Here is a 23,809-nt window from a genome sequence, read left to right as displayed (position 1 = left end):
GCTCCGCCTTTCCCGATTCGGCCATGCGACCAATTCGCGTATCCGGTATTAGCATTCGTTTCCGAATGTTATCCCAGTCTTATGGGCAGGTTACCCACGTGTTACTCACCCGTCCGCCGCTAACCTTGTCCCGAAGGACAAGATCCGCTCGACTTGCATGTATTAGGCACGCCGCCAGCGTTCGTCCTGAGCCAGGATCAAACTCTCCATGAAATGGCGTTTTCGTTGATCGATGGAAACCGATCCTCGAAAACTCCTTGGTTTTGTTTGACTTGCTCAAACTTGTTTTTATCGCTTTTTCCGTTATTTCTAACGGGGCAGTTTCACTCGTTGTTCAGTTTTCAAAGAACAATTTCTTTTCTCTTTGTCGACCGTGTGTTTCAGCGGCGACTTAGATAATATACCACGTACGCCTATTCGATTGCAAGCACTTTTTTTAAAGTTTTTTCAGACTCGTTGCTCGGCCTGTTTATGCCCTTCGAAACACCCACCATTTGCTCCCCGCAAAGTTAAGCACCACCGTTACTCCCGTAGCCAGAAGCTTAGCGATAAGAGGACCCAGTCCCGCCGCTTCCGTCAATTCATATAGGAGAAGCATAGATACTCCGAGCACAGCCGCGTTCAAAACAATAAATCGAACGGCCTGAGAGCGATCGGCCTTTGAACCACTTTCCTTTTTTGTCGCTTCTTTAAAAGTAATCATGGAGTTTAACATATAACTGTTCGCCATACCCGCGCTGTAGGAAATGACTTGCGCGGGAAGGACGTACAGTCCCGCCCACACCAATAAGCTGTACACGATAAAGTCCACAAGCGTATTTAGCAATCCGATCATATTGAACAAGACGAATTGCTTGAATGCGCCAAGCCGCCTTCTCCTCGGATGAATCTGCTGCTGAGGCTGCTCAATGGACATATTCGCGTTCCTTTTCCTTCTGTTTCTCCTCTTGCTCCTTCTCATCGCCGAAGCCGCGGGCTTCCCTTACAATATATAAGGGACGATTTTTGGATTCATCATAAATACGTCCGATATACTCGCCAATGAGCCCGAGCAGCATCAGAATGATGCCATTGAACAAAAGATTAATGGCGACGATGGTTGTCCATCCCGCCACCGTGGTAGAAGTAAACAGACGCTGACTCAGCACTACTAATAAATAAACAAAACTCGTAGCGGAAAGAGTAAAGCCGATATAGGTAGCGATTTTGAGAGGCTTATAGGAGAAGGAGGTGATTCCGTCCACCGCAAAGCTGATCATTTTTTTCAGCGGATACTTGGTCTCTCCCGCAAAACGCTCCTCGCGGACGTACTCCACCATCGTCTGGCGGAAGCCTACCCAGCTGACGAGACCACGCACGAAACGGTTCTTCTCTTTCAAACCCCGCAGCACATCGCATACTTTGCGGTCGATCAAACGGAAGTCTCCGGTATCCATTGGAATATCGAAATTGGTTAGGCTTCGCATCGTGCGGTAGAACATCAGCGCCGTTATTTTCTTAAAGGCCGTTTCGCCTTTGCGCTTCAGACGCTTGCCGTAGACAACCTCGTAGCCTTCCTTCCACTTCTCAATCATCTTGAGCATCACTTCCGGCGGATCCTGAAGATCCGCGTCAATGATAATGATGGCATCCCCTTGCGCGTAGTCCATACCGGCAGTAATCGCGATCTGATGACCAAAGTTGCGCGAGAAATTGACCAGCCTCACATTCTGGTCCTGCTGACAAATCGCTTCCACGATCTCGACCGTTTGGTCTTTGCTGCCGTCGTTGACGAATACAAGCTCATAAGGCTCTCCATAGCCATCCATGACTTCTTTCAGCTTGGCATACGTGTGGCGAATCACTTCTTCCTCGTTGTACATCGGCACAATAATGCTGTATCTCGCCTTCATGCCCGTCCACCCCTTTTCGTTCATCAACTGTAAAAGACCCAAGAGTCAAAATGACGTAAAGCAATCATCACATATTCTTTGCTTACTTCCATACCTGTAATAACCGGATAATACATAATGAACAAAACAACCGCGATGCCGGCGTACAGCCAGCGGATCCATTTTCTATTCTCGCGGCCGTCCTCGATGCGGGTAAAGATATAAACTATAGCCAGGATCATGAACGGTACCATGGCGAAATAATGATATAAGAACGTGAGCCGAGGAACGAGCATCCAAGGCAGATATTGCGATAAATACGCGATCCACAGCACGTACATCCTTTTGTCTTTGCGTTTCAAGCTAATATAGAGTGCGGCAATGACCGCAAAGATCCCCGTCCACCAAATAAGCGGGTTGCCAAACGATGAAATGGATGAGACTTGGCCCGGCTCCAGATTCTTGCCGTTGTAATACCAGACCGGACGTTTCATAAACGGCCACTCCCACCACTGGGACGAATACGGATGCGTAGCGACAAGGTTGCTATGGTAATCGTACATATGCTCTTGGTATTCAATGAGACGCTCCGCTGTATACGTATCTCCTTTTACCGAGAGAACGGGAATATAGGACAAGCAGTAGATCGCAAGCGGAATAACAACGAAAAAGACGATGCAGCTTGCCAAGGTCAGTATCGTATTCCTGACAAAACTGCGGGATGCTCTCCGGTACGTCTCATCCTCCTGCCGAATCTCTCCTTCTTCCCGTCGTGCCAGGGCGCGTTTTGCTGCCGCATGTTCGCGGTAACGCTCAATGAGCACGAGGGCCAGCATAACCGCAAGCCCCGCACCGCCATAGATGACAATCCATTTGGATGCTACCCCAATGCCGAACAATAGCCCCGTCCAGAACAATGGCACAAGCGTCTTCCAAAGGGGTGACCGGTAAAAGCTCATTTCCCTGTATTTATTCATGAAATAGAACATCAGCATAATGAAGAAGACACCATACACATCAATGGTCGCGATACGCGTCTGCGTGAAATGCATAAAGTCAGCCGCAAACAGAATCGTTGCGGCTACAGCAAAGCCCGTTTTGCGGAAAAGCTGCAGGGCAAACAAATAAATAATGGGCAGCATGGCTACGCCAAAGAGCGTGCCGACGATCCTCCAGCCAAACGGACTGAGACCAAACAGCTTGATGCCTACCGCAATGAGCAGCTTGCCCAGCGGCGGATGCGTATTCTCATATGCCTTCATGCCATGAAGGTTCTCATAAGCCGTACGGGCATGATAAATTTCGTCAAAATAAGAGCTGTTCATATAATTAGGCTTATACACCGCATTCGCCTGCTCATCAAACAAACGGCTGCCCGCGATAGCGGCATCCTCTTCACTTGAAACGGAGTCTGCCGAATCCACAACCTGCTGAACCGGTATCGGCTTATCGCTGCCCTCCGAATAGAAGGCAACCTCCTGCATGGTAAAGCCCCACTTGGTGACGGTCAGCTTCGCATACCGGACAGTCTGATTGACCGGATTAACCGTCCACTTCAGGTTGTCGCCAACCTTCTGCTCGATCTCAATCGGATTGCTCCATTGATCCGGCGCGGTGCTGCTGAACTCCCACTTGTATTTGCCGACGCCAACACCGTTAAAGCTGTTAACCTGGCTGATCTGCACCGGTTTGCCAAAATCCACATAGAAGCTTTGGCCATCCCGATCCGCCTTCCAGCCGCTGTCGAAGCTAACCGTAGAGCCTAAATTAACGAGAGCAATTGCTGCGTAAACGACTGTAATGACGGACATCCACAGCCAATCCCCGCGCATCAGCCTGCGGACAGGCTGTTCATAGTCAGCCCGCACTCCTTGCAGCAGCCGCTCTTCCAATAAGGCAAGCTCCGCCGTCGTCACCGCATGAACCGGCTGCTGGCGTCCCTTGATGTATCTGTCGTAACCGACATACAGCATATACAGATACAAACCCGCATTGCACAATGAAGTAACGATGAGGATGCCGTTGGAAGAAGGAAGGAAAGCATTGGCCTGGCTGAACGCCAGAACGTAGCCGACATTAATATAATGCGTAATGCTGAACCCTAACAACAGATGGAGAATCCGGCGGTCCTTCGCTTCGATATAAGCGAAAATCATCAGCAGAAGCGCTGGGAACATGTAGCGCTCATGCATTTTTGCCGCAAACATAAAGACGGTGACGATCAGAATGATCGCCATGTAGAAAGACCCCGACAGATCCTTCTGCTGCTTGCGCAGGCCAAAAAAGAGTATGGAGATGACCGTGGCAAATACGATGCCGATATTGCCCCAGGTTGCGTATTCGAGTCCCAGCCAGTGCATATCCAGCTTCGCCCAATTCCCGCCGGTTAAAGCATACAGATTAAATGCGTTAAGCGTGGCATAAGGGTAAGAGGACAAGGTGGATTTATAGAGTTGATAAAGAGCAGGCAAACCGCCGTTATTCCATATAAATGGTGCCGCGAGCAGGAGGAACGCAACCGCTCCGTAACCGATGCCAGCCGCAACACGCTTCCACTCCTTCAGGTTATACCCGTAAGCCAGCAGGAAAACAGGCGTGAAAATAAGCGCCTGCGGCTTCACAAGAACGGCAATCGCAAACCAGATCGAAGCACGTTCCAGCTTGCTTTCGGTAATCGCGCGAATAGCGAGAATTAGAATCAGGGTGAAGAAGGAATCGACCTGCCCCCAGCCTGCCGAGTTCATCCAGACGGCAGGATTCCAGATATAGATCATCGCTAGTCCAAAGGCGGCGCGGTGATCGAGCTTTTTCACCGCGGTGCGGTAAATGAGATAGCCGGAAATGAGATCGGCAAAAATAGCCGGGAGCTTATAGAAAACAATTGCCGCGTCGCTTGCGGATCCGATCCCGGTCCAAGACTGTATAGCGCCAAGAACATAGAGGACATAAATATAGCCCGGCGGATAATCGGCAAACAAACCTTCCTGATAGAAATTGCCCAGTCCGTCCTTAAAGGCATGATTCGCCCAATAAATAAACGTATTTATGTCATTCGTATAGCCGGGATTAGTAGCTGCTATGTAAAACCGGAAGGCAAAAGCCGCAAGCAGTGCAATGCGCATGCCGTTCATCGAAGGCTTGCTTCCGGATGCCGCGAGCTTGCCGGCCGAAGAAAATGCTCGGGCACGCAGCCATCTGCTGTACAAGTAAGCAAACAAGGCGCCAAATAACGCAGATATGGCTAACACCGAAAAGGCCGATATTTTCTTCGGATCCACCTTCTCCTCATTCTGGGGTGTCGTCGAGGCGGATTGGACCGGTTCCACGGAGATTGAGGGAGAAAAAGCTTCTGTAGCAATGTTGCCCAAAGCATTCGTCTCTGTCACAATGCTCCCTTCAGATGCCGCATACCCGTTCATGGCAGGCAAAAGGCCAACTACGAAAACAAATAATAAACAGATGATTGCACGCAAGCCACTCTTCCACATTTTCCGCGGTTCACCTCAAACGATAGTTTCTTATCATGTCCTGTTAAAATTACATTCTCATTTTCCCTATCAAATGTCAATGTGTGCCCTTATCGTGATAAAACCCCTACTCGCCAATTGAATTGTAAAACAAAAAACACCGCCCGGACCTAAAAGTCCAAGCGGTGTTTCCTTTATCTCTTATTCGCCTGCACGCTCGCGCATATGAGGGAACAGCAGAACATCACGGATGGAAGGCGCGTTCGTAAGCAGCATAACAAGGCGGTCAACACCAATGCCAAGTCCGCCTGTTGGCGGCATGCCGTATTCAAGAGCGCGGATGAAATCGTCATCCATCTCATGTGCTTCGTCATTGCCCTGCTCTTTCTCTACAAGCTGAGCTTCAAAGCGTTGACGCTGGTCGATCGGATCATTCAGCTCGGTGAACGCATTTGCATGCTCGCGCGCAACGATGAACAGCTCGAAGCGGTCCGTAAAGCGCGGATCCACCGGGTTCTTCTTCGCCAGCGGCGAGATCGCAACCGGATGACCCGTTACAAATGTAGGCTGAATCAGCGTATGCTCGCAATGCGTCTCGAAGAACGCATTCAGGATGTGGCCAAACGTCATATGCGGCTCAACCGGCACTTTGTGCTCCTTCGCAAGGGCATGAGCTTCTTCGTCGCTCATCTCTACGCTGAAGTCAACGCCAGTCACTTCTTTAACCAAGTCTACCATCGAAACGCGGCGCCATTCCGGCGTCAGATCGATCTCTTGGTCTTGGTAAGTAATCTTCATCGTGCCAAGAACTTCTTGCGCAATGTGCGCAATCAGATTCTCGGTCAATGACATGATGTCTTTGTAGTCCGCGTAAGCCTCATACAGCTCGATCATGGTGAACTCAGGGTTATGGCGCGTGGAGATGCCTTCGTTCCGGTATACGCGGCCAATCTCATACACCTTCTCAAGTCCGCCCACAATGAGGCGTTTCAAGTGAAGCTCAATGGCAATACGCATATACAGCTGCATATCGAGCGCATTATGATGCGTAATAAACGGACGCGCCGCGGCACCGCCTGCGATGGAGTGCAGTGTAGGAGTCTCAACTTCGAGGTAGCCCTTCGAATCCAGGTAACGGCGCATCGATTGGATAATACGGGAACGCGCGATGAAGGTCTGCTGTACATCCGGGTTCACGATCAGGTCGACATAACGCTGGCGGTAGCGCAGCTCAACATCCTTCAGACCGTGATATTTGTCCGGCAGCGGAAGCAGCGACTTCGTCAGCACTTCTACCTCATGGGCTTTAACCGATACTTCACCGGTATTTGTCTTGAACACAACGCCGTTGATGCCTACGATATCGCCGATATCGAGCATTTCGAATGCGGCGTATTTGTTAGCTTCAACCGTATCTTTACGAACGTAAATTTGAATTTTGCCGGAGAGGTCCTGGATATGCGCGAAAGAAGCTTTACCCATGCCGCGTTTTTGCATAATGCGGCCGGCAATACTTACCTTGATTGCTTTCTCTTCCAGCTCTTCCTTGCTAAGCTCCTCATAAGCGGACACAATGTCTTTCGCATTGTGCGTACGCTCGAATTTGCCGCCGAACGGGTCAACGCCAAGGGCTCTCAGCTCGTCCAGTTTGTCTCTGCGGATTTGCAGAAGTTCGCTTAGTTCTTGTTCTTGTTCTTGTTCTTGTTCTTGTTCCACTCCCGTGTTTTGCTGATCCACTACATTCATCTCCTAAATTAAAGGCACTGCAGAACGTTCAAAAAGCTTCCGCTAAGGAAGCTTTCGAAAAATATGCGCAAATGGCAGTGCATACCTTATTTTTTAATATCGACGATTTTATATTGAATAATGCCGGCAGGAACGCTGACGTCCACAACTGTACCTTTTTTCTTACCCAATATTGCTTTGCCTACCGGGCTCTCATTCGAAATTTTGTTACGAAGAGGATCTGACTCAGCCGATCCTACAATGGCATATTCCATTGTATCACCGAATTCCAAATCTTCCACCGTTACAACCGAACCAATACTTACCGTATCGGTATCGATCTCATCATTATTAATAATCCGCGCGTTGCGGAGCATTTTCTCAAGCGTAATGATCCGGCCTTCAATGAAAGCCTGCTCATTCTTGGCGTCCTCGTATTCGGAGTTCTCGCTGATATCACCATAACCAATGGCTACTTTAATCCGTTCCGCTACTTCACGACGTTTGACCGACTTGAGGTTTTCGAGTTCCTCTTCAAGTTTCTTTAAACCGTCCTGAGTCAGAATGATTTCCTTATCGCTCATCTTCCGATTCTCCTGTCGTGTGACATATTATTCATACGTTGTATGAATTCACTGATATTTAAATATATTGCATTCCCCGTTCCTCATGCCAAGTTGCGGGGCAGCCAGCGCGGAAACGACGATGTCGTTGATGTATATTGCAAGATTATATTTCAAAGACACCCCGAATGTCAATCAAAGCCAAATTTGTGATGTAACCGCTTTACGGGAGATGGGGTGGAGAGGACCATCGGCTAATACGGCCGTTGATCCTCTCCTCTCTCTTAATGAGCAGTTTTGGAGCTGCCTGCGGCAGCGGCCATTGCTTCCTCGTCCAAAGCGGCAATGTATTGGGCCATAATTTCGACAAGTTTGTCGCGGCCTGTCTCTTCCATAATGGCATCCTTCACGCGTGCCGCGCCTGGAAGACCTTTTAGGTACCAAGCCATATGCTTGCGCATTTCGCGTACCGCGGTCGCTTCGCCTCTCAGGGCAACAAGACGGTCCATGTGCAGAATCGCTACCTCCAGCTTCTCGCGCGGAAGCGGATCCGGCATCAATTCGCCCGTTTCAAGATATTGAATCGTACGGTACAGCATCCAAGGGTTGCCGAGCGCTCCGCGCCCGATCATCACCCCGTCACAACCGGTATGGTCAAGCAAACGGCGGGCATCTTCCGGCGAGAAGACGTCGCCGTTGCCGATTACGGGAATCGATACGGACCGCTTCACATCGCGGATAATATCCCAGTTCGCTTTGCCGGTGTACTGCTGCTCGCGCGTTCGCCCATGCACGCTGACAGCTTTGCCGCCTGCGCTTTCGACAGCCTTCGCATTGTCGACGGCATAAATATGCTCATCGTCCCAGCCGATCCTCATCTTCACCGTAACCGGCTTGCTGACAGCAGCGGTTACCGCAGAGACCATCTCGTAGATTTTATTCGGGTCAAGCAGCCAGCGGGCACCCGCATCACAGCTCGTTACTTTCGGCACCGGGCAGCCCATATTGATGTCAATAATATCCGCATTGGTCTGTTGGTCGACAACCTTCGCCGCTTCAACGAGCGTCTCCCGGTCGCCGCCGAAAATTTGCAGACTAAGCGGCTTCTCGCGCTCGTCTACGTACAGCATCTCCATCGTGCGCTTGTTGCCGTGCAGGATCGCTTTATCGCTGACCATCTCCGCGCATACAAGTCCGGTTCCGAATTCTTTGGCAATCAATCGAAAGGCCGGGTTGCAGACGCCGGCCATCGGCGCGAGCACGACTTTATTTTTCATCTCGATATCTCCGATTTTTAACATGCTGCCGCTGCTTCCTCCTCCTACTTAGATGATTAGCCAACTAAATGGCCGGACTCAGGACAATGTCCGTAATTCTTATTGCGTATTGCATGCTTATCCCTTACGGACTCCAATGCGTCATATGAAAGGTACGTTATGATTCCGTATCCATTAATTCTTCATAGCTAATGCCGAGCGTATTCGCAATATTCGTCATAAGCCGAGCATCGGGCTTGCGCGTACCCCGCTCCAGCGATCCAAGGACCGCAACGGAAACGCCTAGTACCTTTGCCAGCTCCTGCTGGGTGTAGCCCTTCAGCTTCCGGAATGCCCGTACTCGCTGAGCCAATTGGTGATTTTCCATAACGTGATGCCTTCCTTTCCATCCTGAAGAGCCGCTGCTGCAGTCGTCGAAACAAGGTCCTGCAGAGGATGCGTCGAATCGATGACATCCCGCAGCGGAACAAGCACAAAAGCCCGCTCCAGCATGCGAGGGTGAGGTAGCGTCAGCTCCTCATCATCCATCGCGACATCTCCATATAACAGCAGATCTAGATCTATGGTGCGCGGTCCCCAGCGTATATCTCTAACACGGCCAAGCTGCTGCTCCGCTTCAAACAAAGCGTGAAGAAGCTCGATTGGTGAAAGAGTGGTCTCAACAGCCATCGCCATATTCAGAAAAGCCGGTTGATCTGTATACCCGACAGGATCCGTCTCATAGATGCCGGATACCCGTAAGACATGAACGCCAGGCTGCTGCTGGAGGCGTTCTACCGCCTGCCGGAGCAATCCCTCGCGATCGCCAAGATTAGAGCCAAGTGCAATATACGCTTGCGACATCGTGTTAGGCACGGACAACACGTCCATTCCCGTCACGCTTGCGCCGAAGCTCAATCGTCACTCCGTCGAAATGAATCTCGAACGGCGGATTTGGCTTTGTAACGCGAACCGTCACTTCATTTATCATAGTATAAGCTTCCAAAACCCGCGTTGCAATGCCGCCGGCTAAAGCTTCAATTAATTTGTAAGGCTCTCCCTGGACGACGGATTTGATCTCGCCGTACAGCTCGGCATAGTTAATGGTTGCTTCCAGGTCATCGGTCCGCGCCGCCTGCTCAAGATCAAGCTTTAGGTCAAGATCGACGATAAACTTCTGTCCAAGACGGTTCTCTTCCGGGAAAACACCGTGATAGCCGTAAAATTGCATGCCTTTCATGATCATGCTGTCCATGACTGTAGCTTCCTCGCTTTCTATTCTTACCGCCGTTATTTGCGGTACATGATAGCGTCGGTCATCATCGCCGTCCGCTTGTTCGCCCGTACATCATGCACGCGCACAATCTGGCAGCCCTGAGCAATGCCAAGCGCCGTTGTTGCCGCGGTGCCTTCCGCCAGGTCATCAACCGGCAGGTTCAGCGTCTGCCGGATGAACCGTTTGCGCGAGGTGCCGAGAAGCACCGGGTAACCAAGCGCGGTCAGCTCCGACAACCGGCCCATAAATTTGAGGTTGTCATCATGATCCTTGGCGAAGCCAAGACCCGGGTCGAGCCAGATCTGGCCTGCTTCCACGCCAGCCTGAAGCGCAATTGCCACGCTCGCCTGCAGGTCGGCAAGCACATCCGGGACAAGATCGCCGTAGTCCCGGGCCGGGCGGTTATGGCTGATAATGACGGGGCAGCCATATTCGGACGCAATGGCCGCCATGAAGGGGTCATACTTCAGACCCCATATATCGTTGATGATGTGCGCTCCCGCTTCCAGCGCCCGGCGCGCAGTCTCGGCCTTATACGTGTCGATGGAAATCGGCACGTGCGGTGCCGCATCGCGTACAGCCCGGATAACGGGCAGCAGGCGGCGGAGCTCTTCCTCTATGCTGACCGGCTCAAAGCCGGGGCGCGTAGATTCGGCGCCGATATCAATAATGTCGACGCCTTCTTCTACCATAGCCGCAGCACGCACTGCGGCGGCCTCCGCATGGTTATACCGCCCGCCATCCGAGAAGGAATCCGGCGTAGCATTCAGAATGCCCATAATCAGCGTACGCTTGCCAAGCTCCAGCCGAATGCCGTCCCCAAGCTCATAGCTTCTATTCCAATAGGTCGGTTTATACCCTAGTAATTCCTGATCCCGTTCACTCATCGTTGCCGTTCCTCCGTATCTTTGCGGTAAGCGAGCAGAAGTTCTTGCAGCACCGGTCCTGCCGAGCCCGAACCGACCCTTGCACCGCGGCCTGTCTCATCGGTTACGCGCGTTACCGGCACGAGCTCCTGGATAGAAGTCGTCAGCCATATTTCCTCTGCCGCAAGAAGCTCGTCAAATAAATAATGGCCTTCCCGAACCGTATAGCCCTGCCCGCGCGCCAGCTCGATAACCCGCTGTCTTGTAATGCCCGGCAAGATGCCGATATCCGTCGATGGGGTATAGAGAATACCCTCCTGCACAAAAAACACATTGCTCACGATGCCTTCCGCTATCAAGCCCTCATGACTTAGCATTAGTCCTTCAGCCGAGGCGGAAGCACCGCTTGCCAGCAATTCCCGCTTTGCAATTATATTGTTCATATAATGGAGAGATTTTAATCGAACCGCTCCCTCGGGGGTGTTCCTTGCGGTTTTAAGCAGACGTAACTCCTTGCCCTCTCGGTAAAGCTCTTCATTATGAGGCGGAAGCGCCTTGACCAGCATAAACTCCGTTGGCCGCTCATAATCGCCGGAAGGCAGCCCTAGCTCGCCAATACCTGCCGTAACGGTTAGGCGGATATACCCTTCTTCCAGCCCATTCTCGATAAGCAGCGTGCTTATCATCTTCTGCAGCGCATCCAGATCCGGCTTATACCGAATGCCGATCGCTTCGCAGCCCTCCATCAATCGCTTCATATGCCTATCCAGCAAATACGGCGTGCCGCCGTACGTCCGAAATGTCTCAAACAACCCCATACCGTACAAAAAGCCGTGATCATAAACCGAGATCACAGCTTTGCCAGATTCCATTACTGTTCCGTTCAGCCCGATCTTCATCGAGCCGCGCCCGCGTGGAGCTTCAAGAAATTGCGCAGCATGGCATGTCCGTGCTGCGTGATGATTGATTCAGGATGGAACTGTACGCCTTCAATGGCATATTCCTTATGGCGAAGTCCCATAATTTCGCCCTCTGCCGTTTCCGCCGTAATCTCGAGGCAATCCGGAAGCGTCTCGCGCTTCACGATGAGCGAATGGTAACGGGTAGCCGTATACGGAGAAGGGATTCCTTCAAAGATGGTTTTACCGTCATGCAGGATTTCGGAAGTCTTGCCGTGCATCAGCTTCTCTGCTCGCACCACGTCGCCGCCAAACGCTTGTCCGATCGACTGGTGGCCCAGACACACGCCAAAGATCGGAATAATGCCTTTGAAATGCTCGATGACCGACAGGCTGATGCCGGCTTCATTCGGAGAGCAAGGTCCTGGCGAAATCAGGATATGGTCAGGCTTCAGCGCTTCAATACCCGCCAGATCAATCTCGTCATTCCTCTTCACGACAACCTCTTCGCCCAGTTCACCTAAATATTGCACCAAGTTGTACGTAAACGAATCATAATTATCAATTACTAGAATCATCGCTCCTGCTCCCCCTTTGTATATCGCCCCGCACTATGCCCGGCTTGTCTGCTCGGCAAACCGTTCACTGTACTGAATCGCCTTCCATAGTGCCTTCGCTTTATTTAACGATTCGTAATATTCCCGCTCTGGATCGGAATCAATGACGATTCCCGCTCCCGCCTGGATATTTACGATACCGTCCTTCACCGCCATCGTTCTTATTATTATATTAAATTCCATATCGCCGTTATAGTCAATCCATCCGAGCGATCCCGTGTATGGTCCGCGCCGCACCGGTTCAAGCTCTTCAATGATCTCCATCGTCCGGATTTTAGGCGCACCCGTAATCGTTCCCCCCGGGAAAGTGGCTGCTATGACATCAAAGGCGTCCCTTCCGTCCGCCAGACGGCCCTCGACCTGCGAGACCAGATGCATGACATGGGAGTAATATTCAATAACCATCAGCTCTTCGACTTTAACCGTCCCGAATTCCGATATCCGCCCGAGATCGTTCCGCTCCAGATCCACGAGCATGATATGCTCGGCCCGCTCCTTCTCGCTTGTACGGAGCTCCTCTGCCATCTGGAGGTCTTCCTCCTCCGACCTGCCACGGCGCCGCGTGCCGGCAATCGGCCGGGTAGCCAGCTTATCGCCGTTCCGCTCGACCAAGAGCTCGGGAGAAGCCGAGACGAGCTGGAAGTCCGGACAACGGAGAAAGCCCATATACGGGGAGGGGTTAAAAATACGCAGCCATTCGTACAGCTCCTCCGGCGAGGAGCTGACCTTCCGGCTTTGCCGTTGCGATAAATTGACCTGGAACACATCCCCCTGGCCGATGTACTGCTGAATCCGGCGCACCGCGTCCATAAAGGCCTCTTTGCGGAACGGCGACGTAATGCCTTCTACCGATTCCACATCGATATGAAGGCTATCGCTCGCCGTGAATTGTCTGCGTTCCTCGCGAACAGCGGCTGCTCTGCCGTTCTGCGGCTGAAGATGCTGCTGCCAGAATGCGGCCATCTCGTCGGCTTGTACGACAGCCGAATCGTATTTGGCCTTCAGCTCCGCCTCGTCCTCTTCGCCGGTAACCGCGGTATGGACCGCGCAATACAATGTTTTTTCCTGCTGATCGACAATCCAGATCCGGTTCATCCGAAGGAACAGATAATCCGGCAGTCCCGTATCATCCGCAGCAAGCTCCGGCAGCCGCTCTATAGACCGGATCACGTCATAGCTCCAGAAGCCTACACAGCCGCCCGTCCATTTAGGCCCTTCTGCAAGCTTAGGGGAACGGTACGGCTCCATCCAGCGCCTTACGACCTCAAGCGGCTTCCCTTCCCAGTGCTGTTCCGGCATTATGCGGCCTTGAAGGTCCCACTCCGTTGACTCCGCCTGAAGTCCCTTACCGCGGATAACGCCCTCCGGATGAAGGCCCAAATAGGTATAACGTCCATCCTTGCCGCTCTCTAGTACAAATGCATGCGGTGAAGCTTCGCGCCAGGCTGCCTCCCACGAATCAACCGTAACCGCTTCAAGCGGAATACGCTTCAGCATTGGCAAGGTTGTATATGTGCGCTCCGCCTGCCATAAGGCCCATTGCTGAGGTGCGGTGAACATGTCGATTTCCTCCGATCAGGTATGATTTGCTAAGTATACAAAAAGCCTTCGCAAACGTCAAAAAGCCCCCATCCGAAAGGAATGGGGGACTTATGGGAGACAATATTAGTTCTCGAAGTTGAAAAGAGGCGTGGACAGGTAACGTTCGCCGTTCGACGGAACAACCGCGATGACGCGTTTGCCTTTGCCAAGCTCTTTCGCTACTTTCAGGGCAGCATAGATCGCGGCGCCGGAAGAAATACCGCACAGGATACCCTCTTCTTTTGCAGCACGACGTGCATATTCGAAAGCTTCTTCGTTCTCAACGGTAATAACCTCGTCGTAGATCTCGCGGTTCAGGATATCCGGTACAAAGTTAGCGCCGATACCTTGAATTTTGTGAGGACCCGGGTTGCCGCCCGACAGGATCGGGGATGCAGCAGGCTCAACCGCATAGATTTTGATACCTTCGAAGTTCTGTTTCAACACTTCGCCTGTACCCGAGATTGTACCGCCAGTGCCGATACCGGCAACAAAAGCGTCCAGCTTGCCGTCAAGCGAGTTGATCGCTTCAACGATTTCCGGACCTGTTGTTTCACGGTGTACTTTCACGTTTGCCTGGTTTTTGAATTGTTGCGGAATGAAGTAGGACGGGTTCTCTTTCGCCAGCTCTTCCGCTTTGCGAACCGCACCGTTCATGCCTTCCGATCCCGGTGTCAGAACCAGTTCAGCACCGTAAGCGCGAAGCAGGTTGCGGCGCTCGATACTCATTGTTTCAGGCATAACGAGAATAGCTTTGTAGCCTTTTGCAGCAGCTACCATTGCAAGACCGATACCCGTGTTGCCGCTTGTAGGCTCAACGATGGTATCGCCCGGCTTCAGGCGGCCTTCTTGCTCCGCTACTTCGATCATGCTGATCGCGATACGGTCTTTAACGCTTGCGCCCGGGTTCTGGTACTCGAGCTTTACATAAATTTCCGCGCTGTCTTCCGGTACAAGGCGGTTTAAACGAACAAGAGGTGTATCACCGATAAGTTCAGTTACGCTGTTAACGATTCTAGCCATGAGAATAATTGCCTCCCTTATTCCGACTATTTTAGTTGGTTTTTTCACTAATAACATCTTATCAATCTCTTATATCCGTTGTCAATAGTTTCTTTCTTGAATTTACAAGATAAGGGAAAAGGCTCTTGCCCGGAGCCGCCTGTAGATGAGCGACCTCGTTCAGTGGCAGGTTTCAGTAAGGAGAAAGCCGCCAAAGGGCGGCCTTCAGATGATTATATAAGTGCTCTAAGGGGTAATTTCTGCGTTGTATTGCTCGAGCAAATCATCCTCGATCTCATTAAGCGGCTTTGCTTTCGAGAGGGCCAGTTCCTTCCGCGCGGTATCGTACAGGATATGACCGGTAAGGCCATCCGTCTTCTGCCGCTCTAGCAGCTGAATAACGGCATAGCCGTCCTTCACCTGAATGGGCCCGGTCGTCTCGCCGGTCTGCAGCCTGCTTGCTTCTTCCAGCATGCCGGCATCATAGAAAGGGTCATCCGAGTCTATCAGTCCAAGATCGCCGCCCGTCTCCGCTGTATTCGCATCCTTCGAATAAGCTAGCGCAAGTTCTTCGAAGGAATCACCTGCCGCAAGCCGATCAAGAACTACGTCTGCTTCCTGTTCCGAGTCCGTGACGATCCACTGCAGATGCAGCCTTAGCCTGTCGGCAAACTGCTCCGGATGCGCCGTTATGTAATTCTCTATCTCCACTTCGGATAGATCCACAGTCATAATGGCGATCTTCTCAAGGAGCAGGCGGTACTGCACATCTTCCCTGACGTCACTCTCTGTCATGCCAAGCTGATCTTCCATTACTTCGTAAAAAACTTCCTCGCTGTCGTATCCTTCCATCATAGCGGCCAGCTCCCTGTCCTCTTCCTCGGAGGAAACGCTTAGCTGCCGGGCCTCTGCTTCCAGATCGATCGCTTTGTGAACCATCATTGTTCGCAATACGTTAGTACCATACTGCCGCTTCAACTGAGCTGCCAGCTCCGCGGCGGTAATTGGAACCCCGCCTACCGTGGCCGCGATTCCATTGCTTAGAGCGGTATCGGAATCGCTTGGCGTATGCGCTTTTGTCTCCGAATCGGGATCATGCTGCTCGGGATCATCCGAGAACGGAGACAGCTTCACGATTACCGCCACACTGAGAACGATCATGCAGATCGCTTGAAGAACAACAACTGCTTTTACTACCCCGTATTTCTTCATTTCCCCGATGCCCCCGGCATTATTGCACAAGATTTGGCTTTGCCTGGTTAATCAGCTCTTGCAGCTGCTCCCGGTCAAACGTATACGCCTCGTTGCAATAATGGCAGACAACCTCTGCCTTGCCGTCTTCCTCAATAATCTGCTCGAGCTCGGATGTCCCAAGGCTGATCAACGTCTGCTCCACGCGCTCCTTCGAGCATTTGCACTGGAATTTCAGTTCGAGATCATCATGGATCTGCAGATCGTCGCCTACCAGTCTCCGCAGGATGCCTTCCGGTGTTTCGCCCTGCTCCAGAAGCTGCGTCACATGCGGGATTGACCCAATGGCCTGTTCGAGACGGGTAATCTCTTCATCCGTCAGACCCGGCAGAAGCTGTATGATAAAACCGCCTGCATGGGTGACACTTGCATCCGGTTCAACAAGCACGCCAAGACCAACCGCGGAGGGCGTCTGCTCCGATATGGCGAAATAATAAGTAAAATCTTCACCCAGCTCGCCCGAAACGATCGGTACGCTGCCAAGGTAAGGATCCTTGAGGCCAAGATCCTTAATAATATGAAGGTAGCCGCTTCGGCCAACTCCGCCGGCAACATCAATCTTCCCATGCGCATTGCTTGGCAGCAGTACGTTCGGGTTATCCACATAACCGCGCACCTCACCGTGCGCATTGGCGTCTACGACGATTTGGCCGATGGGACCGTCGCCTTTTACTTTTACCGTCAACTGCTCTTCGCCCTTCAGCATGGCTCCCATAATAGCAGCGGCTGTTGCCGTCCGCCCGAATGCGGCCGTTGCCGTCGGCAGCGTCTGATGACGTCGCTGAAGCTCGCTTACGAGCTGGGTGGTGCGGGCTGCAAATACGCGAATCTTACCTCCCCACGCTGTACCCCGAACGAGTACGTCTGTTAAATGCTCCATGGTTATCCCTCCTGATTCCGTTCGTAAATAATGCGCAATCCTTCCAACGTCAGAAGTGGATCGACTTCTTCTATCGTTTCCGATTCCGTGCTAATTAACTCCGCTAGCCCTCCCGTTGCTACAACGCGCGGGCTGACCTGGAACTCTTTTCTGATCCGGTTAACAATGCCGTCTACTTGTCCGGCATAACCGTAGATAATGCCTGCCTGCATCGAAGTAACCGGGTTGCGTCCAATAACGCTCTTCGGCTTCACCAGTTCAATGCGCGGCAGCTTCGCCGCACGCTGGTAGAGCGCTTCTGTCGAAATGCCGATCCCCGGCACAATGGCTCCGCCAAGGTAGCTTCCCGAAGCATCGATATAATCAAAGGTTGTGGCCGTGCCAAAATCAACCACGATAAGCGGCGCGCCATATTTGACGATACCCGCAACGGAGTTTACGATCCGGTCCGCTCCAACCTCTCGCGGATTCTCATAACGGATATTCAGGCCCGTCTTAACGCCAGGACCAACTACGAGCGGCGTCTTGCGCAAATATTTCATGCACAGCTGCTCAAGCGCGCGCATCAGCGGCGGAACAACGGAAGAAATAATAACGCCTTCGATCTGTTCCATCCGGATTCCCGCATAGTGGAACAGGTTATGAATGTTCATGCCGTATTCATCAACGGTCGCCGAGCGGTTCGTGCTGAGCCGCCAATGATGCAGCAGATCCTTGCCGTTATAGACGCCCAGAACGATGTTTGTGTTGCCCACATCGATAACTAAAATCACGCAGGAGCGCCTCCTTTTTTCGCATTTAAATCAAGACTGATATCTAGGGCATTAAACGAGTATGTCAAGCCGCCGACGGAGATCACATCTACGCCGCAGGCCGCAATTGCACGAACGGTATCCAGGCGCACGTTGCCCGATGCCTCTACAATAACATGAGGCGAACGCGTTTTAATCAAACCAACCGCCTCCGTTATAAGCGACGGCGCCATATTGTCGAGCATAATGATATCCGCACCGCATGCCAGCGCTTCTTCTACCTGCTCAAGAGACTCGGCTTCCACCTCAATCTTCATCGTATGAGGAATAGCGGCGCGCGAAGCTTCAACGGCCTGGCGGATCCCGCCCGCACCCTTGATATGATTATCTTTGATCATCACGGCGTCATATAAACCAAAACGATGGTTAGCCCCTCCGCCAACTCGAACCGCATACTTCTCGAGCATCCGGTGACCAGGCGTTGTTTTGCGCGTATCCACTAACCGGACAGGCAAACCTTCCAGCGCCGCAACAAAAGCATTCGTCTTTGTCGCAATGCCGGATAACCGCTGCATTAGGTTCAGCGCCAGGCGCTCACCCGTAAGCAGACTGTGCGTGCTGCCTTCCACGGTTGCAATAACGGTGCCCTTTTCAACATATTCGCCGTCGCTTACTTTAGCTTCAAACTGAAGCGATGAATCAACGACTTCAAAGACAAGGCGTGCAACCGGGAGACCGGCAATAATGCCGCTCTCCTTCACATGGATCACGGCAGTGGACTGCGAGCCCGCCGGGATCGTTGTTGCGGTCGTAATATCCCCGCTTCCGATATCTTCAGCCAGCCATCCGCGAATCAGCTCGCGCAAGGCGTGGTTATAAGTGCCGAACGTTGTATCAAACATAAATAATTCGCTCCTCCGTCATCCCTTGCAGCCGGTTCAACACGGTATGCTTGCGCCATAACGCATCGTTCTTCTCAGGGAAATCATCCCGGTAATGCCCGCCGCGGCTTTCTTCCCGCTGAAGCGCGGATTCCGTCGTCAGAATCGCGCAGGTCAGCAGGTTCGCGAACTCGTATTCCTCCCGTTTGGTCAGAACGGATTGGAAGAACGGCAGCTGGCGCTTCAATTCCTCCAGCCCTCTTCCGAGACCTTGTGCGTTGCGACGAAGCCCCGCATAACGCACCATGACCTTTTGCAGCTTCAGCCGCTTCTCGACTACAGCCTGCATAGGCGCGCTGCTGCGCTGCTGCTCGATCGCGATGACGGGCTTTGTCTCCAGCTTGGGAAGTTTAATGATGCTGTCCACAATTCGTTTGCCGAACACAATCGCTTCCGAGAGCGAATTGCTGGCAAGGCGGTTTGCTCCATGAACGCCCGTGGACGACACTTCCCCGCATGCAAACAATCTTCTTATATTGGTTTCCCCGAATAGGTCGGTTTTGACTCCGCCCATCATATAATGGGCAGCCGGCGCCACCGGAATCCAGTCGGTAGTAAGGTCCAGTCCGTACTGCAGACAGAACTCATAAATATTCGGAAAACGATGTCTCACCATATCGGCCGATTCATGAGTAACATCGAGATAAACGAAGGTGGACTTGGTCTCTTCCATTTCGCTGACAATCGCGCGCGCAACAACGTCGCGAGGCGCGAGCTCCAGTTGAGGATGGTAGCGTTCCATAAAACGATCCCCGCGGATATTGCGCAGGATCGCGCCTTCGCCGCGGACGGCCTCCGAGATTAGAAAGCGCGGTGCTCCCGGATAACAAAGCGAAGTCGGATGGAATTGCACAAACTCCATGTCCTGAATAAGGGCGCCCGCGCGGTAAGCCATTGCAATACCGTCTCCGGTTGCTACATCGGGATTCGTTGTATAACGGTATAACTGGCCTGTTCCGCCTGAACACAGAATCGTTGCTTTGCCCCGCACGTACAAGCGCTGTCCGTCCGGCTTCTGCACAATAGCCCCGCAGCATTCGCCGTCTTGCGTGACCAGGTCGATGACAAAATGGTCATCCCATACGTCAATGCCCGGATCGGCCGTTGCTTTCTCCGATAGAGCGCGCACGATCTCATAACCGGTTGCATCGCCATTGGCATGAAGAATGCGGCGCTGGCTGTGAGCGCCTTCCTTCGTTAAGGCAAACTCACCGTTCTCCAGATCAAACTGCGTTCCCATGCTGATGAGATTGCTGACCCCCTCGGGACCTTCGTGAACGAGAACATTTACGGCGTCTTCCGAGCAGAGGCCCGCGCCCGCAATAAGCGTATCCTCCCGGTGATAAGCCGGCGAGTCCTCCTCCGAGATCACAGCGGCAATGCCGCCCTGGGCGTAACGGGTATTGCTGTCAAGCAGGGACTTCTTCGTAATCATTAAGACCGAATGGTTATTCTCGCTTGCCCGAAGTGCCGTAAAAAGACCGGCGATGCCGGCCCCGATTACTATGACGTCCTTCTCTATTACAGGCAAGTCCTCGATCGACAGATCAACAAGGTATCTTGGTATCATCATCTTCGTATGCGCCTCCAATCATAGGAGTAGCGCATGCTCCTCCTATTTAACGAGTAACATGCGCTCCAGGGACTTACGAGCTTGATCCGCAACATGATCAGGAACGTAAATTTGAGGCTGCATGGTTTCCAGGCATTTCACCAGCTTCTTCAAGTTGTTCACTTTCATATTCGGGCAAACCAGATATTTGGATGCAAAATGGAAGGTTTTGTCCGGGCTGTCCAGACGCAGCTGGTAACCAGTACCGTCTTCCGTGCCGACGATAAACTCCTTACAATCCGATTCCTTGCAATATTTAATAATGGCCGTTGTACTGCCAACGAAATCGCCAAGCTCTACAACCTCTGGGCGGCATTCCGGATGTACGACAAACTGCGCGTTCGGATATTTCGCTTTCATTTCCTCAACGTCTTTGACGGTAAGCATATCATGCGTGTTGCAATAGCCTTCCCAGATAATCATCTTCTTGTCCGTGTTTTGCTGCACGTAGTGACCCAGGTTTTTGTCCGGCACCCAAATCACTTCATCGCCTTCTACCGAGTTTACGACTTTGACCGCATTAGCCGAAGTACAGCAAATATCGGTCTCTGCTTTAATCTCCGCTGAAGAGTTAATATACGTAACGACTGTCGCGTTCGGATGCTGCGCTTTCAGCTTGCGCAAACCGTCTACGTTAACCATGTCGGCCATTGGGCAGCCGGCACGCTCGTCGGGAATAATAACGGTTTTGTTCGGAGCCAGGATTTTCGCGCTTTCTCCCATGAAATGAACGCCGCAAAAAACAATAACGTCCGCATCGGTTTGCGCGGCCTTCTGCGCGAGCAGGAAAGAGTCCCCGCGGAAATCGGCCACCTCTTGAATTTCATCGCGTTGATAATAATGGGCAAGAATGATGGCATTGCGTTCCTTCTTCAATTGCATGAGCCTTTCACGCAGTTCACGATTCTGTTCCGCCTTGCGTTCCAGCGCCAGTGCTTCCACAGTTGATCCTCTCCTCTTATGAGGGATGGGCGATAAAACCCATTCCGATTATGGCTATCCAGACTTTGTGAAATCATGCACAAACTATTTCAAAGTCAATGGCCTATTTGTGATTCTTTTGTTAAGGTTTAATTTACTCCAGGTGCAGGTTACTGTCAATGCATTTAAACAATAAAAAACCTCTTCTCCGCAGCAAATTTTGCATAATGCGGAGAAGAGGCCTTTAACAGCTCTTGCAACGGGACCCAAGCTATCTTTTTGCCGGATCATACGGCTCGCCAAGCGCCCCTGGCGCCGACGAACGTCCCACTGCTCCTGCCAGAACGAGAAGCGTCAGCAGGTACGGCAGCATGTAGAAAAATTCGTTCGGAATATGATGCGACCATTCGAACAGCTGCGCCCAGTTGCGGAGCGCTTGCGCCATCCCGAAGAAGATGGCCGCGCCGGCTACGCCAATCGGATTCCATTTCCCGAAGATAACAGCCGCAATGGCGATAAAGCCTTGCCCGGAAATCGTGTTATGGGCAAAGTTGCTTGTTGTTGTCAGGGCAATCGTTGCCCCGCCAAGTCCGGCTAAAGCGCCGCTCAGCATAACGCCGATGTAGCGGTACTTCGTTACGCTGATGCCGACGGTATCGGCCGAGCTTGGATGCTCGCCAACCGCGCGGAGACGAAGACCAAAGGTCGTACGGTACAGGACGATATAACTGAGAATAACAACCCCAATGACGATGTAAGTGGTCGGGTAAGCGGTGAAGATCCCTTTGCCGAGCAGAGGGATATCGGATAGCCCCGGAATAGCAACCGGATTAAATACATACTCCAGCGTTGTTGTTTGCCCGGAGCCTTCGTACAAGCTTTTCGTCAAATAAATGGCCAACCCGGCCGCAAGGATGTTAATAACGACGCCAACAATGGTTTGGTCGGCCTTAAACGTTATGGTGGCAACGGCATGCAACAGCGATACCACAAGCCCCAACACTAAGCCTGCGAGCAGCCCAATCCAAGGAGCGCCATGCTTCATTCCCCCTTGAATGGCTTGATCCGTAAATACGGCAGCGCCAAAAGCGCCTGCGATCATAAGTCCTTCAAGACCGATATTCACAACGCCGGACCGTTCCGAGAATACCCCGCCAAGACCGGTGAAGATGAGCGCCGTCGAGAAAACAAGCGTAATACTGATTAATTGTCCGATTGTATCAAGTGCGTTCATCGTGCACCGCCTCCTTCCGATTTGCCCTTATTCGAGCGGCGAATCATAAATGGCTTCAGGAAGAACTTCACGAGTCCATGCGAAGCAACAAAGAAAATGATCGAGCCGATAACGATCCGGACAATTTCCGGCGGCACATTCGCCCCAAAGCTCATCCCCGCCGAACCGTAGCTAAGCCCACCGAACAGAATAGCCCCGAGGAATACGCCGATAGGCGTGTTGCCGCCAAGAAGCGCAACCGCGATACCGTCAAAGCCATACCCCCATGAAGCGGCCATAACCGTCTGGTAGCCGAAGACGCCCAGAATCTCGAACACGCCGCCAAGACCCGCAAATACGCCGCTGATAAACATCGAAGTAACGATTGTACGGTTGACGTTCATGCCGGCATACAGCGCAGCGTGGGGATTGAGACCAACTGCGCGCAGCTCATAGCCTTTTTTCGTGCGCCACAAGATGACATAAAACACAATCAGGCCGATAATCGCAAACAGCGTTCCCCAATGCATCCGGGCATTGCCCATGCTTTCGGACAGCCATTTGATCGATACAAGCGCCGATTCATGAATCGGCTTGGACTTCTGTTGGCCTTCCATAACGAGATAAGTACCTACGATATAGTTAGACAGGAAAAGCGCAATCCAGTTCAGCATAATCGAGGAGATAACCTCGTTGACGCCGCGGGCTGCCTTCAGGTAGCCGGCAAGTGCCGCCCACAGGCCGCCAAACAGACCGCCTACAATAATCGCCAGAGGCGCATGGATGTACCATGGCAAATCAAGAGTTACCCCCACAATCGTCGCGCCTGTCATCCCCATCAGGAATTGACCGTCCGCACCAATATTGAAGAGGCCCGTACGGAAGGCAAAAGCTACTGCAATACCCGTAAAGATAAGCGGTGTAATCGCGCGGATCGCCTCGCCAATATCATACGGACTGCCAAACAGCTTCTTCACCAAGGAGCTGTAAGCCAGCCATGGATCATATCCGCCGGCAAGCATGGCAAGAGCACCGCAGATAAGACCCAGGATGATCGCAACAAGCGGCACCAGGAAGGAGGACTTGTCGAATATTTTTCTCATTGTATTCATGCTG

Annotated in this window: 22 protein-coding genes and 1 rRNA gene; all 23 read right to left on the bottom strand. The window is 52.1% G+C overall.

All coding sequences use genetic code 11. The features are described from left to right. Positions 1-213: ribosomal RNA gene (locus M3194_RS29100) — 16S ribosomal RNA — on the bottom strand; the annotation flags it as partial. A gap of 256 nt (positions 214-469) precedes the next feature. Further along, positions 470-916 (bottom strand): GtrA family protein, encoded by a 447-nt coding sequence (locus M3194_RS29095; RefSeq protein WP_251657649.1) that lies wholly within the window; start codon positions 914-916, stop codon positions 470-472. Further along, a complete protein-coding gene (locus M3194_RS29090; protein ID WP_251657648.1) occupies positions 906-1,892 on the bottom strand; it encodes a glycosyltransferase family 2 protein in 987 nt (328 codons plus the stop codon). The genes M3194_RS29095 and M3194_RS29090 overlap by 11 nt, the downstream gene beginning before the upstream one ends. Before the next feature lie 23 nt (positions 1,893-1,915). Beyond that, a complete protein-coding gene (locus tag M3194_RS29085; RefSeq protein ID WP_251657647.1) occupies positions 1,916-5,359 on the bottom strand; it encodes a phospholipid carrier-dependent glycosyltransferase in 3,444 nt (1,147 codons plus the stop codon). A gap of 180 nt (positions 5,360-5,539) precedes the next feature. After that, the gene (gene lysS / locus M3194_RS29080) at positions 5,540-7,084 is read right to left on the bottom strand and encodes a lysine--tRNA ligase (protein WP_251657646.1); all 1,545 of its coding nucleotides are present in this window, start codon (positions 7,082-7,084) and stop codon (positions 5,540-5,542) included. An 86-nt stretch (positions 7,085-7,170) separates the two neighbouring features. Then, positions 7,171-7,647, bottom strand: coding sequence for a transcription elongation factor GreA (gene greA / locus M3194_RS29075; protein WP_251657645.1), 477 nt, complete (start codon positions 7,645-7,647; stop codon positions 7,171-7,173). A 263-nt stretch (positions 7,648-7,910) separates the two neighbouring features. Then, on the bottom strand, positions 7,911-8,927 hold the full coding sequence (dusB, locus tag M3194_RS29070; RefSeq protein WP_251657644.1) for a tRNA dihydrouridine synthase DusB: 1,017 nt from the start codon (positions 8,925-8,927) through the stop codon (positions 7,911-7,913). A gap of 133 nt (positions 8,928-9,060) precedes the next feature. Then, positions 9,061-9,270: a helix-turn-helix domain-containing protein gene (locus tag M3194_RS29065; RefSeq protein ID WP_091190610.1), complete on the bottom strand. Its 210-nt coding sequence runs from the start codon at positions 9,268-9,270 to the stop codon at positions 9,061-9,063. Then, entirely contained in the window at positions 9,222-9,773 is a 552-nt protein-coding gene (gene folK, locus M3194_RS29060) for a 2-amino-4-hydroxy-6-hydroxymethyldihydropteridine diphosphokinase (protein WP_251657655.1), read from the bottom strand. Before folK ends, M3194_RS29065 begins: the two co-directional genes overlap by 49 nt. After that, the gene (gene folB / locus M3194_RS29055) at positions 9,751-10,137 is read right to left on the bottom strand and encodes a dihydroneopterin aldolase (RefSeq protein ID WP_251657643.1); all 387 of its coding nucleotides are present in this window, start codon (positions 10,135-10,137) and stop codon (positions 9,751-9,753) included. The genes folK and folB overlap by 23 nt, the downstream gene beginning before the upstream one ends. 35 nt (positions 10,138-10,172) lie before the next feature. Next, positions 10,173-11,045, bottom strand: a complete 873-nt coding sequence (folP, locus tag M3194_RS29050; protein ID WP_251657642.1) for a dihydropteroate synthase — start codon at positions 11,043-11,045, stop codon at positions 10,173-10,175. Next, the gene (pabC, locus tag M3194_RS29045; RefSeq protein WP_251657641.1) at positions 11,042-11,923 is read right to left on the bottom strand and encodes an aminodeoxychorismate lyase; all 882 of its coding nucleotides are present in this window, start codon (positions 11,921-11,923) and stop codon (positions 11,042-11,044) included. Before pabC ends, folP begins: the two co-directional genes overlap by 4 nt. Beyond that, the gene (gene pabA / locus M3194_RS29040) at positions 11,920-12,501 is read right to left on the bottom strand and encodes an aminodeoxychorismate/anthranilate synthase component II (RefSeq protein WP_251657640.1); all 582 of its coding nucleotides are present in this window, start codon (positions 12,499-12,501) and stop codon (positions 11,920-11,922) included. The genes pabC and pabA overlap by 4 nt, the downstream gene beginning before the upstream one ends. Before the next feature lie 33 nt (positions 12,502-12,534). Next, entirely contained in the window at positions 12,535-14,100 is a 1,566-nt protein-coding gene (locus M3194_RS29035; protein WP_251657639.1) for an anthranilate synthase component I family protein, read from the bottom strand. A 105-nt stretch (positions 14,101-14,205) separates the two neighbouring features. Then, positions 14,206-15,144 carry a cysteine synthase A gene (cysK, locus tag M3194_RS29030; RefSeq protein ID WP_251657638.1) on the bottom strand — a complete coding sequence of 313 codons (939 nt, stop codon included), beginning with the start codon at positions 15,142-15,144 and terminating at the stop codon, positions 14,206-14,208. 225 nt (positions 15,145-15,369) lie between these two features. Beyond that, positions 15,370-16,335 (bottom strand): peptidylprolyl isomerase, encoded by a 966-nt coding sequence (locus M3194_RS29025; RefSeq protein ID WP_251657637.1) that lies wholly within the window; start codon positions 16,333-16,335, stop codon positions 15,370-15,372. Between the two features lie 19 nt (positions 16,336-16,354). After that, on the bottom strand, positions 16,355-17,254 hold the full coding sequence (hslO, locus tag M3194_RS29020; RefSeq protein ID WP_251657636.1) for an Hsp33 family molecular chaperone HslO: 900 nt from the start codon (positions 17,252-17,254) through the stop codon (positions 16,355-16,357). Positions 17,255-17,256: 2 nt separating this feature from the next. Continuing rightward, complete coding sequence (locus M3194_RS29015; protein WP_251657635.1) at positions 17,257-18,027, bottom strand: type III pantothenate kinase; 771 nt, start codon at positions 18,025-18,027, stop codon at positions 17,257-17,259. Continuing rightward, positions 18,024-18,908 carry a carboxylating nicotinate-nucleotide diphosphorylase gene (nadC, locus tag M3194_RS29010; RefSeq protein WP_251657634.1) on the bottom strand — a complete coding sequence of 295 codons (885 nt, stop codon included), beginning with the start codon at positions 18,906-18,908 and terminating at the stop codon, positions 18,024-18,026. The genes M3194_RS29015 and nadC overlap by 4 nt, the downstream gene beginning before the upstream one ends. After that, positions 18,901-20,517, bottom strand: coding sequence for an L-aspartate oxidase (nadB, locus tag M3194_RS29005; protein ID WP_251657654.1), 1,617 nt, complete (start codon positions 20,515-20,517; stop codon positions 18,901-18,903). The genes nadC and nadB overlap by 8 nt, the downstream gene beginning before the upstream one ends. 45 nt (positions 20,518-20,562) lie before the next feature. After that, a complete protein-coding gene (gene nadA, locus M3194_RS29000) occupies positions 20,563-21,501 on the bottom strand; it encodes a quinolinate synthase NadA (RefSeq protein ID WP_091190584.1) in 939 nt (312 codons plus the stop codon). Positions 21,502-21,751: 250 nt separating this feature from the next. Further along, positions 21,752-22,714, bottom strand: coding sequence for an ABC transporter permease (locus M3194_RS28995; RefSeq protein ID WP_251657633.1), 963 nt, complete (start codon positions 22,712-22,714; stop codon positions 21,752-21,754). After that, positions 22,711-23,805 carry an ABC transporter permease gene (locus tag M3194_RS28990; protein WP_251657632.1) on the bottom strand — a complete coding sequence of 365 codons (1,095 nt, stop codon included), beginning with the start codon at positions 23,803-23,805 and terminating at the stop codon, positions 22,711-22,713. Before M3194_RS28990 ends, M3194_RS28995 begins: the two co-directional genes overlap by 4 nt. Between the last annotated feature and the right edge of the window lie 4 nt (positions 23,806-23,809).

The organism is Paenibacillus glycanilyticus, from assembly GCF_023715145.1.
Lineage (GTDB): Bacteria > Bacillota > Bacilli > Paenibacillales > Paenibacillaceae > Pristimantibacillus > Pristimantibacillus glycanilyticus_A.
Note: the sequence above shows the minus strand (reverse complement) of the source record. Positions and strands in the feature narration are given on the sequence as shown.

Bases quoted from the DNA above. Each gene is read 5' to 3' on its own strand.
- M3194_RS29085 (WP_251657647.1), bottom strand. From the start codon at position 5,359: ATGTGGAAGAGTGGCTTGCGTGCAATCATCTGTTTATTATTTGTTTTC.
- folB (WP_251657643.1), bottom strand. From the start codon at position 10,137: ATGGACAGCATGATCATGAAAGGCATGCAATTTTACGGCTATCACGGT.
- M3194_RS29090 (WP_251657648.1), bottom strand. From the start codon at position 1,892: ATGAAGGCGAGATACAGCATTATTGTGCCGATGTACAACGAGGAAGAA.
- greA (WP_251657645.1), bottom strand. From the start codon at position 7,647: ATGAGCGATAAGGAAATCATTCTGACTCAGGACGGTTTAAAGAAACTT.
- M3194_RS29095 (WP_251657649.1), bottom strand. From the start codon at position 916: ATGTCCATTGAGCAGCCTCAGCAGCAGATTCATCCGAGGAGAAGGCGG.
- nadB (WP_251657654.1), bottom strand. From the start codon at position 20,517: ATGATACCAAGATACCTTGTTGATCTGTCGATCGAGGACTTGCCTGTA.
- hslO (WP_251657636.1), bottom strand. From the start codon at position 17,254: ATGGAGCATTTAACAGACGTACTCGTTCGGGGTACAGCGTGGGGAGGT.
- M3194_RS28990 (WP_251657632.1), bottom strand. From the start codon at position 23,805: ATGAATACAATGAGAAAAATATTCGACAAGTCCTCCTTCCTGGTGCCG.
- M3194_RS29025 (WP_251657637.1), bottom strand. From the start codon at position 16,335: ATGAAGAAATACGGGGTAGTAAAAGCAGTTGTTGTTCTTCAAGCGATC.
- M3194_RS29035 (WP_251657639.1), bottom strand. From the start codon at position 14,100: ATGTTCACCGCACCTCAGCAATGGGCCTTATGGCAGGCGGAGCGCACA.
- pabA (WP_251657640.1), bottom strand. From the start codon at position 12,501: ATGATTCTAGTAATTGATAATTATGATTCGTTTACGTACAACTTGGTG.
- lysS (WP_251657646.1), bottom strand. From the start codon at position 7,084: ATGAATGTAGTGGATCAGCAAAACACGGGAGTGGAACAAGAACAAGAA.
- nadC (WP_251657634.1), bottom strand. From the start codon at position 18,908: ATGTTTGATACAACGTTCGGCACTTATAACCACGCCTTGCGCGAGCTG.
- folP (WP_251657642.1), bottom strand. From the start codon at position 11,045: ATGAGTGAACGGGATCAGGAATTACTAGGGTATAAACCGACCTATTGG.
- dusB (WP_251657644.1), bottom strand. From the start codon at position 8,927: ATGTTAAAAATCGGAGATATCGAGATGAAAAATAAAGTCGTGCTCGCG.
- folK (WP_251657655.1), bottom strand. From the start codon at position 9,773: ATGGACGTGTTGTCCGTGCCTAACACGATGTCGCAAGCGTATATTGCA.
- M3194_RS28995 (WP_251657633.1), bottom strand. From the start codon at position 22,714: ATGAACGCACTTGATACAATCGGACAATTAATCAGTATTACGCTTGTT.
- pabC (WP_251657641.1), bottom strand. From the start codon at position 11,923: ATGAAGATCGGGCTGAACGGAACAGTAATGGAATCTGGCAAAGCTGTG.
- M3194_RS29065 (WP_091190610.1), bottom strand. From the start codon at position 9,270: ATGGAAAATCACCAATTGGCTCAGCGAGTACGGGCATTCCGGAAGCTG.
- cysK (WP_251657638.1), bottom strand. From the start codon at position 15,144: ATGGCTAGAATCGTTAACAGCGTAACTGAACTTATCGGTGATACACCT.